This window comes from Bacillus sp. FSL K6-3312, assembly GCF_038007485.1.
GTDB classification, from domain to species: domain Bacteria; phylum Bacillota; class Bacilli; order Bacillales; family Bacillaceae; genus Bacillus; species Bacillus pumilus.
In genome coordinates this window covers 1135552-1149444 of record NZ_JBBOXI010000001.1, presented here as the reverse complement: position 1 = coordinate 1149444, position 13893 = coordinate 1135552, and the positions used below count along the sequence as shown (strand labels likewise).

General features: G+C 42.3%; 10 protein-coding genes. 5 read left to right on the top strand and 5 right to left on the bottom strand.

The window, feature by feature from the left end:
- The first annotated feature begins 2 nt into the window (after nt 1-2).
- The 5 genes from MHI11_RS05720 to MHI11_RS05700 are packed head-to-tail and all read left to right on the top strand — an operon-like array spanning nt 3 to nt 1727.
- The gene (locus tag MHI11_RS05720; protein ID WP_034323585.1) at nt 3-236 is read left to right on the top strand and encodes a spore germination protein GerPB; all 234 of its coding nucleotides are present in this window, start codon (nt 3-5) and stop codon (nt 234-236) included.
- Nucleotides 237-267: 31 nt separating this feature from the next.
- A complete protein-coding gene (locus MHI11_RS05715) occupies nt 268-882 on the top strand; it encodes a spore germination protein GerPC (RefSeq protein ID WP_106064956.1) in 615 nt (204 codons plus the stop codon).
- A complete protein-coding gene (locus tag MHI11_RS05710) occupies nt 879-1055 on the top strand; it encodes a germination protein GerPD (protein WP_003210893.1) in 177 nt (58 codons plus the stop codon). The genes MHI11_RS05715 and MHI11_RS05710 overlap by 4 nt, the downstream gene beginning before the upstream one ends.
- Nucleotides 1055-1486, top strand: coding sequence for a spore germination protein GerPE (locus tag MHI11_RS05705; protein WP_340960632.1), 432 nt, complete (start codon nt 1055-1057; stop codon nt 1484-1486). The genes MHI11_RS05710 and MHI11_RS05705 overlap by 1 nt, the downstream gene beginning before the upstream one ends.
- A 22-nt stretch (nt 1487-1508) precedes the next feature.
- Nucleotides 1509-1727, top strand: coding sequence for a spore germination protein (locus MHI11_RS05700; protein WP_003211468.1), 219 nt, complete (start codon nt 1509-1511; stop codon nt 1725-1727).
- Between the two features lie 45 nt (nt 1728-1772).
- Here the strand turns inward: MHI11_RS05700 and MHI11_RS05695 are convergent, their stop codons facing one another.
- From MHI11_RS05695 to addB, 5 genes are read right to left on the bottom strand one after another with little or no spacing between them, the layout of a single operon-like run.
- Complete coding sequence (locus MHI11_RS05695) at nt 1773-2072, bottom strand: hypothetical protein (RefSeq protein ID WP_044139870.1); 300 nt, start codon at nt 2070-2072, stop codon at nt 1773-1775.
- Between the two features lie 19 nt (nt 2073-2091).
- Nucleotides 2092-5487: an SMC family ATPase gene (locus MHI11_RS05690; RefSeq protein ID WP_340960631.1), complete on the bottom strand. Its 3396-nt coding sequence runs from the start codon at nt 5485-5487 to the stop codon at nt 2092-2094.
- Complete coding sequence (sbcD, locus tag MHI11_RS05685; protein ID WP_340960630.1) at nt 5484-6659, bottom strand: exonuclease subunit SbcD; 1176 nt, start codon at nt 6657-6659, stop codon at nt 5484-5486. Before sbcD ends, MHI11_RS05690 begins: the two co-directional genes overlap by 4 nt.
- Before the next feature lie 26 nt (nt 6660-6685).
- Complete coding sequence (gene addA / locus MHI11_RS05680; RefSeq protein WP_340960628.1) at nt 6686-10390, bottom strand: helicase-exonuclease AddAB subunit AddA; 3705 nt, start codon at nt 10388-10390, stop codon at nt 6686-6688.
- Nucleotides 10368-13877 carry a helicase-exonuclease AddAB subunit AddB gene (addB, locus tag MHI11_RS05675; protein WP_340960627.1) on the bottom strand — a complete coding sequence of 1170 codons (3510 nt, stop codon included), beginning with the start codon at nt 13875-13877 and terminating at the stop codon, nt 10368-10370. The genes addA and addB overlap by 23 nt, the downstream gene beginning before the upstream one ends.
- Nucleotides 13878-13893 lie beyond the last annotated feature (16 nt).

Below are 13893 nucleotides of genomic sequence, written 5' to 3'. Positions count from 1 at the left end.
CGTTGAACTTCTATATTAATCAAGCGATACAAATTAATTATTTACGCGTGGAGTCTGTCAGTAACTCATCTGTTCTGCAAATTGGGAGTGCTGGATCAATCAAGGCGCTTTCCAACCTGTATAACACAGGCAGCTACGTAGAATCAGCACCTGCCGCAGCAGGCTCACAAGGAATTGAAGAATCCCAAGGCGCAAGCACAGCACCTTTTGTACCGCTTCAGTCACCAACAACTTAAGTTCATCTGCAATCCCCGGAGGTGTATGTAAATGTATGACTATCAAAGCAACGCTTCACAGGTGCATGGCATCATTCAAAAACAAACACAACAAATCATGATGCTTGAAAAAAGGCTTAACGAGCTTCAGCAGGAAATGCAAATGATCAAAGATAAACCGACAACGAATATTGAACGGATTGATTATCAATTTGATCAACTGAAAATCGAGCGGCTGGAAGGTACATTGAATATCGGCCTCAATCCATCTGATCCAAACAGTGTTCAAAATTTTGAAGTGGGCCAAACAACAACCCCGGGCATTGGAATGATGCAGCAAGAAATGGCTGATCAATTTTTCAATCAAACACGCCAGCTTGTCGATGCATTCTTAAATGAAGAAGCACCAGAACTTCTTGAAGAACTAGAGCAGCGATATGAAGGCTCTCTTGATGAAAGCAATAAACACCATATCATTGAGGACATTCGCAAGCAAATTGACAGCAGAATCAAATACTATGCAGGACAGCTCCCGCACCGGGAAGATATGACCCCGCTGCAACGTTCAGAGCAAATTGCTGAATATGTGAAGCATGATGTCAAACGGGCAATTGAACACTTCTTAGCCCATATTCCAAATGAAACGAAAGGAGAGGAAAACGGATGAATTTCACAGTCGTCAACCGCAACATCGAGACCGGAAGCATTAAAGTAGTTGGGGTTTCGTCCTCTTCCCTATTTATCATCGGGGACACAGATCACGTACAATTATCCTCCATTTTTGATACACCGCCAGAATCTTTGATCATTGGCCCGTTTGTTCCTCTGGCTCCTCGATAATGATAAAGCGCACATCTCAAGTGAAGTTCTCGAAGGTGAATTCTGTCGGGATTTCGAGTGTCGTTCAAATTGGTGATACACAGGAGCTATGCCCGAAGGTCAAGGTGTTAGCTGTTCAACGGACGCTTAGTTTGTTTTATGGCTATGAAGCAGAAAACTTAAATGCTAAAGAATTTGAAGTATATTTTGAGCCGATTCCATTGATGCTGCCAGAACGATCAGTTAGAACGGCATTTTACCATGAAAAGCCTGTGATTAAAGTTTCTTCGATACATGTAGAAGGGGTATCATCGTCCTCTGTCTATCAAATCGGCTCTACTTGTAGAATGAATGCCGTTGCGCGAGTGAAGCATATTCGAGAGTTATTTAGCAACGACGAAAGTCCGCCAAACTCACAAATGGACCTACCTGCGCATATGATGGTGATATGACTTCGAATAAAGGATGTCGATTATGCCAGCAATTGTCGGACCCATTTACATTAACTCTATTTCTGGAGGCGTCGTAAACGTCGGTGACTCATTCTACTTGTCGCCTAAAAGTTCGTCGAAATCTGCTTTAGGCTCTGGAGCGGGAAATACCGGAGATTTCTTGATATTAAATAATGGCATTAGCGCCACCAACTATGTGGATCCTGACTTAAATGATCAGAATATGGTAGGCAATGCATAAAGCAGCTCCTCTACAGTCATTTCATGAGAGGAGCGCTTTTTATGCTTATTTTTTTCTGTGTTGTCTCGATTTTTTTGTTTTGACCAGCTTGCTTGCCGGCTGTTTTCGAATCCATTTGATGTACGAAGCAAGCTTTTCATCCTGCCTTAGTGCATCAAGTGTGTTCAAGCGCACGGCAAGCTCCTGGTTTGTAAAGAGGGCATGCACTTGTTTATGGCAAGGGATACACAGGAAGGCAGTCGGTAAAAAAGCCCCACCTTCTTCTCTTGGTGTTAAGTGGTGTTCTGTGAGCAGGACATGTTGCCTTCCGCACAGCTCACATAATCCAATGGTTTGCTTTGCCACCCTGTCATCACCTCGACATTTACATTAATTCCATGGAGACCGTTGTCCCTTTCCCGCTTGGATCTGCTGGATGGACAATCAGTTTCTTCGGTAGTCTCATTTTCAATTCTTCCACGTGGCTAATAACACCAACTGCTAAATTGTGAGACTGAAGCTTTTCTAATGCGGTAATGACCGTATCAAGCAAGTCTTGATCGAGCGTACCGAATCCTTCATCAAGGAAAAAGAATTGCAGCGGGAATTCACCTCTCAGCTGAATTTGTGCAGAAAGAGCAAGGGCAAGCGCCAGTGATGTCAAGAAGGTTTCCCCGCCGGACAAGCTGGACACGGGACGCCTAACACCGCCATTTGCATCATCACGCATAACAAAGCCGCCTTCTGAGTCGACCTCAATCGCATATCTTTGTCTCGTCAACATACCTAAGCGGGCGGATGCATCACGACTGACACTTTCCAGCTGTTCTTCTGCTAAAAATTCAACAAACGTATTCCCTTTAAAAACAGTTTGCAGTTTATCAAGGCGATCAATTTCTTGCTGAAGTGCTTCCAATCGTTCGTGAATACTTGCAAAGCGTTGATGATTCTCTTCAATCACTCGCAGGTGTTCATGTGCGGACCCACTCATTGCTGTCGCTTCTTCCAATGCTTTTTCAGCTGCAGCTTTTCTGTGCTGAATGTCCGTCCACTGCTTTTCATCCAGTGACTCTTCTTTCAGTAATTCAGAAATTCGCTTTAAGTTTGCGGCACATTCCTTTCTTTTATCCTCAAACTCCTCAATTTCCTGTTTGACCGATTGACGTACTGGCTGTTCCATTGAAACAGACCCAATTTCCTGCGGCATATGAAAAGGAGAAGATTCTGCTTCTTTTTCCCATGCTGCTTCTGCTTCTTGTTTTCGCCTGTTCGCCTCTTGAAGCTGACGCTCACTGCTTGAAAAATGACTTTGCGCCTCACTAAACAACTGCTGCGCGTGCTGCAATTGCTTGTACGATTGCTGCTCTTTTTCATTAAGAAGAGAAAGGGTGTGTTCAACCTCTATAAGTTCATCAGAAATAGAGCCAGCTTTTAATGGATATCGGCCTAAATCTATTTCATATTGTTGGATAAGCTGATGCTGACTTTCTAGCTGATGCGCTAGTTTATCAAGTTCTTTCTCGACATTGTATATCACTGTCTGCAGCTGCTCTTTTGCTAGCTGTTTTTCTTCCAAAAACGAAATGCTTTTCTCAATACGTTCTTTATAGCCTTCCGCTTGTTGGTCCTTTTCATCGATTTGCTTTTGCATTTCTTGTACTTGATTCAATGTAAGATGCGGGAAGGTCTGTTCAAATTGAGTCGTTTGCTCTGAAAGCTCAGCATCAAACTCTTTGATCAGCACCTCTAATTCTTCGATGCGCTGCTGTTCAAAAGTCAATTGCTCTTTTATCTTGCTCATCTCTGCTGCTTGATCATGCGTTTCATCCATTAAACGAGCTCGTTTATGTTCAACTTCTTGAATATCTTGCTTTATGCCTTTCCATTCTTGCATTAGATCCTGCAAAGACTGCGAATTTTGTACTGTTTCTACTGCTGCAGCGACTTCCGCCCCAGGGGCTTTCTGAGATAAGAAAGCGAATTGCTTCACTAATTGATTGGCATGCGTTTCGAGAAGCTGCTTTGCGGCATACATGTCTCTCCCATAATCCTCTGCCTGCTTGAGCTCTTTGTCCATCCGTTGAATGACTTCATCAATTTGTGCCACGGTTTCTTCATGGTCATTGGATTTCAAAGCCTTTGGATCATGATGAATCGACCCACAAACCGGACATGGCTCACCATCTACTAGCTCTGCCGCTAATTCTTTTCTTAATTCTGCCGCCCTTACCGCATCTCGCTGCTTTAATTTTTCGAGTTTCTGTTGTTGTTCTTTTTGACTCCATTCTGTCAGAGCTCGTTCGAGTTCACATACATAAAAATAGAGGTGTTCAATTGCTTGAAACGATTGGTCTATTTTTTCATGATGGTCGCTTTGCTGCTTTTGAAGCTTTTCATATGCTTCTGAAGTCTGTGAGGCTCGCTTGTTGAGCTCCTCCAGCTTTTGCTTTTCCTTTTGAATACTAAGGTTTATTCTTTTAACATTTTCACTTAAACGTAAAGCATCCTGTACACTTTTGCGTTCTTTCACTGAAACTTGTAACTGCTCCAGCTCATTCTTCAGCTGTGTTTGTTTCGTTAGTGCACGCTCTAATAGAGATTGGAGATTCTCCGCTTCTTTCTTCTTTTGGAGGAGTTGCTGCGCTTTTTCATTTTTTTGGCGCTCTATGCTCGTCTTTTCCTGAAGAGCTGCCTCTTTTTTACGTTCAATTTCTTTTAGCTGAATCAGCTGTTCTTTCTTTTGGAGAAGGTCTGGCTCTGTCTCTATTTTCTTTTGCCGGGCTTGCTCATACTCCCGCGCCATTTGATCATAGATCGTTCGTTGATGCTGCAGCTGCTTTTCTGCTTCCTGTTTCTCTTTCGATGCTTGAGAAAGCTGTTTTTCAGCCTTTGTCAATGCATCCGCATAAGGCTTTAGCGTCTCTGCCTGCTCTGCGATATGGAGCTTCGTCTTTTTCTCTTCTATTGATGGTGCCAGTAAATTCAGCTTGTTTTGTTCAGTCTCGTAAGCTTCTTGTTCCTTTTGATACTGCCAGATCGCTTGCGCCTTTGTAAAAGCAGTGAACGCTTCGTCCCGCGCTTGTTTTTTCTCATGAAAAATAGCCTTTGCCTGCTCAGCTGCTTCCTTTGCTTTTGCCAGCGCCTCTGGACCAGCTTCTCCTAAACCATTCAGTTCAGCCAGCAGTTCATTTTTTTGCCCATAATGTTTTTGAGCCTTTGCACGCAATCGCTTGACGAGTTGATCCCCATATTTCTCCAAGTTAAACAACCGCTGAAGCATTTGACGTCTGTCTGCCCCTTTGAGGGAGAGAAATTCTGCAAACTTCCCTTGAGGTAAGACAACCGCACGGGTAAAGTCATCAATGGTTAATCCGAGTAGTTCTTCTACTTTACGATTCACCTCACTCGCTTTATCTGCGAGAACTGTCTTCGTATCACCGATTTCAATTAGGCGGCATAATGTCGTTCTGACTTTCATTTCATCCGCTCGTTTGAAAGCACGTTCAACTTTATAAGAAATGTGGTGTTCCTTTTGCAAAGCAAATGTAAAGGAAACCGACAGCTTTTCTTCCGCTTGGTTCAAAATACCATGTGTATTATTTAACGCACGCTCCACTTTGCCATAGAGTGCCAGTGTCATGGCGTCTAATATGGACGACTTTCCACTTCCTGTCGGTCCAAATATGCCAAACACACCCGCATCACATAATGAGCTAAAGTCAATTATTTGTTCTTCTCTGAAGCTATGAAGTCCTTTAATGGTCAGCGTAATCGGCTTCAAGTCGCTTCCTCCTCTTGCATATCATTGGCTAGCTCTAAAAACAGTTTGACTGTTTTTTCATCAGGCAGACCGCCACCTGTCTGGCGCTCATAAAACTTCACGAACCTCTCTTCGATCGAGAGTTTTTCCACTTGCTTTTGCTCTTCTATTTGCTGTAGTTCTTTGAATTTTGGACGAATGTGAACAAACCCACTATGCTGCTTTCGGAGCTGATGAATCTCTTCAATAGAGAGCTGATCTGTTAAATGAATCTCTAGATCAATCCATGCCTGAAGATCCCGTTTTTCATCCAGCCACTCGTACACTTGACTCAGTCCCTCAGTCGCCTTCCATTTCACAAGTGGTTTTCCGCTTGATAAAAACATTTCTTTCCAGCTTGCTTTTTCATTCGGTTTTGCCTCTACAATTGTGACTGATTTGGCATAGCCTGATTCAGAAAAGCTATAAGCAAGAGGTGATCCAGAATACCGGGCAATCGTTTTGGCACGTTTGATCGTTTGCGGGCGGTGCAAATGACCAAGGGCAACATAGCAAGCGGCTTCTGGCAAACTTTCAGCCGCAACAGTATATGCGCCGCCTACTTCAATCGGTCTTTCTGAATCTGTTTGACTTCCCCCTGCCACATAAATGTGGCTTGTTGCCATATTGACCGTATCCGGTTGAAATTGATTACTTAAATGTTGAAATGCTTGCTGAATCTTTAAATTGTAATGATCACGAAGCAATTTCTCTTCAAATGTTTCAGCTAGCACCTCATTTAGTCTCGCCTCAGACGGATAAGCGAGTGCTGCAATGGATAAACGTTCATCCGCAGAAGGAACATCGACACGGATGATGTCATTTGTCGGATATCCAATTAAATGAATCCCTTGATCATTTGTTAAAGGTGATGCGGCTGATAAGCGATCCGGATTATCGTGGTTGCCTGAAATGACCACTACCTGGCGTTTTCCTTTATCAGATAAAGCAGATAGACTTTCATAAAAAAGCTGCTCTGCTCTAGCAGGTGGATTCACTGTATCAAAGGCATCACCGGCCATCACAATGACATCAATGTGTTCGTCTTTCACGATTTGATACAGTTCATCTAAAAACTGTGCTTGCTCATCAAGCCGGCTTCGACCTTCAAGGGTTTTCCCTAAATGCCAATCCGCTGTATGCAGAATCCTCATGTGATTCACCTCTCATTCCGATACATTTATAAAGAAATTTCTAAATTCCCATCGAAGAAATAGAGAATTTTCTCCTCTAATGTTCTGTTTGTCAAACGTTCTACAGCTTTTGCATATAACGCTATTTGGGTTTCATAACGTTTTTTCAAGATCGGTTCAGCAGCGTCAAGTCCACCTGTATATTTGCCTTGTACTCTATCAGTTTTATAATCTAGTAAATATAGCTTTCCATCTGTTTCAAATAAACAGTCAATCATCCCTTGAATCAGAACAGGCTCTCCCTCAGTATCAATATGACTGTATACCTCTTTAACAGGTAACACCATACTAAATGACACCTCTCGTTTCACCCAGTCCGCTTTTAACAGTTTTTGACCAATTGAAGTAGAGAAGAAAGCAGCAATTCCCTCTTGATTTATTGACTGGATCTGCTCATCTGTTAGCAAGTCTCGCTGCTGTAAGGATTCGAGCAAGTGTCCTATACGTGATTCATCATAGGGCTCCTCAGAAGGAAGCGGGATATGCTGCATCACTGTATGCATTGCGGTGCCTTGTTCTGCGGCAGTGAGTGTTTTTTTCTTCATGAAAGCCGGCCGGTCATACAATGTTGCACGAGCTTTTCGAATAGAAGAAGGAACACTGTACTCATCCTGTATTTCTTTCATTCTTTTTATCTCGGAAACAGACTGCTTTGTGCCGACTTGCGAGGCCGCTAGATATGGATATTTCCATGAGAGCCTCTCTGCCACCTGCTCATCAGCATCACCATATCCTTCAACAGGCAGACCATTGATCAATGCTTGTACAATCTCGTCTTGCTCCTTCTTTTCAAGTGACATATCTTCCTTTAAAAGATCAGAAGCTTGCGTAAATGAGATAGTGAATGTAGACGAATGCGAAAGAACAACATCTCCTGTTTCTTCTAAAACAGATGACATCGCTTGATGACGGATGAGGGCAGGGCCAATGAAATCTAAGTATGTTTTCGATTGATACCGTTCAAAATCAGGGAGCAGCCACTCTTCTCCGGTTGCGGCATTTTGCCATTTGCTTAATGCTCTCACCTGATTTTTGACAGAGCCGACCAGAAATAATTTTTCTTTAGCCCTTGTGAGCGCTACATATAGGACCCTTAATTCTTCAGATAATAACTCTTTTCTCATCTTTTTTTTCATCGCCACAAGCGGTAATGTCGCATAACTAATTCTCAGCTCAGGATGGATATACTTGCTTCCAAAGCCTAGTTCTTTATCAAGTAAATAAGACTGGTTTAAGTCCATCATATTAAAGTTCCTGCCGAGCCCTGCGGTAAAGACGACTGGAAATTCTAATCCTTTACTGCTATGGATCGTCATCATGCGCACAACGTCCTCTGTTTCACTGAACGTTTTTGCCGCACCAAGATCATCCCCACGCTCCTGCATTCTTTCAATAAAACGAAGGAATCGGAATAGCCCTCTAAAGGCAGCTTTTTCGTATTGCTTGGCCCTGTCATAAAGGGCACGAAGATTCGCCTGCCGCTGCTTACCCCCAGGCATCCCGCCAACATAATCAAGATACTGCGTGTCACGGTAGACTTCCCAAATTAATTCTGCCACCGAATGATTGATAGAAAAATCACGCCACTTGCGCAGTAATTGGAAAAATCGCTCTAGTTTTTTGCATGTAGGGTGATCAGAATGCGTCACACTCATGAATGCCTTTACAGCATCATAATACGTGCCTTTTTTATCACTTGTTCGAATCAGAGCCAATTCATTTTCGTCTAAATGAACAATAGGTGATCTTAAAACAGCAGCAAGCGGGATATCCTGATATGGATTATCAACAACTTTTAACAAAGAAAGAATGACAGACACCTCTGTTGCTTCAAAATAACCAGAGGAAAGATTCGCATATACAGGGATTCCCTGCTTCTTTAATTCCTCCATCATTTGCGGAGCCCACGGCATAGACCGAAGCAAAATGACAATGTCACGATACTGTAAGTTACGGGTCATTTGCTGCTTTGCATCGTACACTTGAAATGGCTGCTCCACTAATTCTTTTATTTTTTTAGCAATGATTCTCGCTTCAAATTGGACGGTCTCGAGCTCTTCTCGCTCTTCGCTGGGTTCTGTTTCCTGCTGATCTAAGTGGACAAGAAGCATTTCTGTCGTTGTATCTTTGCTTTCTGGATAGCTCGCTCCAAGCTTTAATTCAGCTTGTTCATCATATTCAATTTCTCCAACTGTTTCCCCCATCAGCTGCTTGAACAAAAAGTTCGTACTATCTAAAACATCTGAACGGCTGCGGAAGTTTTTATTTAAATCGATTCTCTTCCCTGTTTCTTTGCCGTCTGTTTGAAAGTGTTTATATTTGTTTAAAAAGAGCATGGGCTCAGCCAGTCTAAAACGATAAATAGACTGCTTTACATCACCGACCATAAACAGATTGCCCTCTGCAGAATGTTTTCCCTTAGATACAAGCTTTAAAATCGTTTCTTGTACAAGGTTTGTATCCTGGTATTCATCAACGAGCACTTCTTCATACTGCTGTTGATAGTACTTGGCAGCTTCTGTTTCGATCAAATGTCCTTCTGCATTCTGCTCCGCTAAAATGCGTAAGCAATAGTGCTCTAAATCCGAAAAGTCGACAATTGACTTTTCCTGCTTCGCTCTTTCGAAACGCTCACCAAATTGGATCACAAGCTCTACAAGCGTCTCCACAACTTGCTTCATTTCAGCTAAGCTTTTTAAATGCTGGGCAGGACTGCGCATGAAGTATTCATCTTTTAGTTTTTCTAATTGTTTTTTTGCTTGATTACGTGCATCTGTGGCTTTTTCTATTAAAGCAGGGTCATATTCGTCCCCTTTGCACGTTTTGAGCCTTTTAAAATTGACGTTCGGCAAAAGCTCATAAAGCTTCTCAAAATCATCTTGATGACGGATTAATTCATTAACTTGCTCTAAATCATCTATAAAATTCTCTGCTCTCGGTGCTGGGCCGCCCTGTTCTTTTGATAGCGAAAGAGCTCGTTCAAGCAGCTCCTGGCAGCTCCGGAGAACGAGAGAAAGATCTTCTTTGATATATGGATAAAACGGTAATTCTTCTACTTTTGTTTGAGCATCTACATCATAAAGTGAAAGAAATGCCCGCATCCATTGCTCCGGAGAAGGATGTGATCTCGAGAACTCATAAATTCTCTTCACGAGCCATTGCAAATCTAAGTCGTGACGGTCAGACGTGTAACGATCAACCAATTCAAAGAATGATGGCTTTCCAGCCTTATATTCATCCTCAAACAGTTCGTCTAACACTTCATCTCCTAATAGTTCTCCTTCTGTTTGGTCAGCCAAACGAAAGCCTGGATCAAGATCAATTTCATAGTAAAAGGTGCGCAAAACCTGCAAGCAAAAGGAGTGCAAGGTTGAAATATTGGCTCGATTCATGAGGGACAGCTGCCTTCTCATATGAAGAGACCCAGGGTTTTTGGCTAATTCTTTTTCAAGTGCTTCTCTGATCCGATGCTTCATCTCTGCCGCAGAAGCATTTGTGAAAGTCACAACGAGCAGACGGTCCACATCAACTGGATGTTCAGGCCGGGTCATTTTTCGAATCAGGCGTTCAACCAAAACAGCTGTTTTACCTGACCCAGCCGCCGCCGCAACCAAGATATCTTGTCCTTCTGAAACGATGGCTTCCCACTGGTCATCCGTCCACGTACTGTTATTCGGTTTTGGTATTTGCATACTGATCCCCTTCTTTTTTGATCCGTTCTATCACAACATCATCCTTTTCAGAGGTGAGCACCCTAAAATCATTATCTTCTATTGATTCATCGAATTGGCAAATAGACTTGAATGAACAAAAGCGGCAAGGTGTTTGATCCTTTAATTTATATGGATTAATTGCGACCTCTCCATTTGTAATTCTTTCGCCTGCTTCTTCAAATGTGCGCCGAACGTGTTGTGTGAGTATATGGAAATGATCTTCACTTAAAACTGCCGAATCAGAACGGAAAGACCCATCCTTTTTCAAACCGGCTTGAATGACTTGCGATCTACCTGAATCAAGCGTTTGATCCATTAGCTTTACTGCTTCCACATCTTCAAGCAATAAACCCTTCATTTTAAATTTCTTGAATATTTCCTGCTCAATTTCATCCTCTGCAAGTGGAATCGGTGCTTGAATGAGCGGATCATGAATATGGAAATATAAAATGCCAGCAGGCATTGCTTCTACGCCGAGCCACTCTTTCGAATACGTAATGGTTAGGTCTAAGTATGTGAGCATTTGCAAGGCAAGACCATAGTATACTTCTGCTAGGTCAAGACCTTTCTCACTGGATTTGTAATCGACGATTCTTAAAAGCAGCCCTTTTGAACCTTCTGCTTTATCTACCCTGTCAATTCTTCCGACAAGCTCCATCGTGCAGCCATTCTTTAATTGAAAAGTAAACGGCGGCAAAGGCCCTTGACCCCAAAAACCTAACTCAAGCCCTACTGGAGAAAATCCACTCAATTTGGCATGTTCACTTAATATAGAAGAGACTCGAATTAAGATTTTCTGAAGCTTTTCTTTAATATAAGCATGCCGATTAGAGCTTAATAGAATCTCCTTTTGAAGACGCGGAGCAAGCTGTTCGATTGCATGTCTTGAATAGGTGACACAATCTTCCTTCGTTAGGTTTTTCCAATCCTTTTTTTGTTCAACTAACGTATCTGAAATATGCTTCAAAGCCGAGTGAAACAACTGGCCAATATCGGGTGCTTCCAATTTGTAAAATTGTCGATCCTTTAGTTTTAAACCGTGGGAAGCAAAGTGAGAAAATGCACACGCATTGAATTTCTCCATTCTTGAAACACTGCCCTGAATATGGTCACCGTAAAGTTCTTTTGTGACATTAGGCTTTAATGGCTGCGCTCGATTTGTGAAAAACAAACTTGACATGATGTTTTTTGATACATCCCGATGAGGAGATGTCATTAAGTAGTTATAGACACTCCACCATACACCGCTAATGGGATATTGATTGAGCCATTGCTGCAGCTGTGAGACGGTATACGACAACGAAACATGCTCATTCGCTACAAATTTTAATTGCTCATCGTCTTCCAGCTGTTCTGGATCTAACACATAAAGAGCCTGCTGATGATTTGGCATAAGCTCTTGGCAATACTTGATGAGTGTCGAAGGCAATAGAGAACGTCCTTCTGCATCAGAAGCCGCATAGGATAGATACAAATGTCGGGATGGACTTGATAACGCTTGGTAAATTAAAAATTGCTCATCTAGCAGCCGTTCCTTTCCTGTCTCTGCTAGCTCTGCTCCTGCTCGTTTTAACCATTCTCGGTCATCCTCAGACAATACACTCTCATCAGAGGGGCGTGCTGGAATAACACCATCATTTACACCAATGATAAACATACACTTCACTTGATACATTCTGGATAAATCCATACTTCCGATAAATACTTGGTCGAGTGAAGGCGGAATCAAAGCGAATTTTAGAGAAGCTAATCCTGTATCTATCATCTGTTGGAATAAAGGAAATGAGAGCTCTTCGTCACCTAGCATGTCAACAAATTCATCCATTAATTGAATCACCGCATCCCATACTTGCCCGTGCTGAATTGCTTCAGCTAATCGACCTGCTTCTTCAGCCTCAAGCCTCGCTTTTTCAAGCTTATCTGGTACTTGTATCTCTTCTAAAAAGACATAGACAGCCTCTACCATGTCCCTTACCTTTTGCGCTTTTTTGAGCCTTTTTTGCAACTGGTAAAGCGGGGGCGCGATCCATTCTTTGACGTCATTTAGCATTTGTTCCATTTCAATTTCTTGATCTGTTTGTCCGAAATCCTCATCTAATGATTGGAAACGCCTGTAATGAAACCGGGAACCGTTTGTCCAGCGCTCTCCTTTTACACCATAAGCAATACAATAGTTTTCAAGCTGATCTGCCTGCTCTCTCGCTCTGTTCTTAGTGATTTCAAGCGGAAATAAGAACTCTGTTTTCACGCAACGAAATACCGCTTCATACCGCCAATTTCCTTTTATGACATCCAAGCTCGAACGAATCAATTCAATGAGCGGATGATACTGCATCGATTCATTTCCATCAATAAAAAAAGGAATATCGTAATCTTGAAAAACCTCTTTTAACGTATCTTTATAGTCATCTACATGCCGCGCTACAATCGAGATATCTCGCAATCTGAGTCCTTTTTCTCTCACTAAATCAAGAATATCTCTCGCTACTCCCTCAATTTCAGCTCGTTTATTTGCACTTTTAGACACTGTGAGATGAGGGGTGTTTTCCTGATATGGCTGCACGGGCCGCTGCTCATATTGGTGTTCTAAATAAGCAAGATCTGGTGTATAAAGGTGCCGATGATTTCTTTCAAAAATGTTTTCAGAAATGTCAGCTCCGCACTCTTTAGCAAGCTGATAGAGCTGGAAATACGTTTTACCTGTCATACGAAATAAATCAAGTTCATTTGGCAGCCTATCATGATAGGATCGTTCTACTGTGAAAGCCGCAGTTATTTTTGCTGCATGCAGCAAGAGCTGTTCAATGACAAGAAGCTGCTGCGGTGTAAATTGATAAAAACCATCTATATAGATGTGTGCTCCTTTTATTTCTTCAGCTGAAGGAATTTGCTGGGCAAGAAGAGTCAAATAGTCTTCTGAGTGTACATATTCATCTTGTAAATGCTGCTCCATCTGCTGATAAAGAACATGGAGATCATGCAATTTTTCGGCTGCCCGTCTTTCTTCTGTATACTCTGAATGCATGCTAGACGCTGAAATTTTCTCAATATCCTCCGGCAGCATACAGTATCTTTTGAATTCAGCCATCGTTTTTTCGATTTGCTCCACAAACCCCGGCTTATCACTCGCTTTTTTGAATACTTTAAACTTGTCTTTCTGCTCTTCAATCACTTTTCTTAAAAGCATTTGAATTCCTGTGCTTGTCACAAATTGCCGGTTCGCTCCACCAGTCTGCTGTAAAATAGACCAAGCAAGACGAGTGAAACTAAAAACTTTAGCTCTGATCATTCCACCAGCTTCAGACGTTTTCGCAAGCTCATATTCCATTAAAAATGTCATTTGATCCGGGACTAAAAAAATGATTGGCGGACCCAACGGATCAAGCCGAAGCTGTTCTTTGATTTCCTCTAAGATTGCAGTCGTTTTTCCACTCCCCGATCTGCCTGCTAAAAACTGAATCTCCACGTTCCACAACACCTTT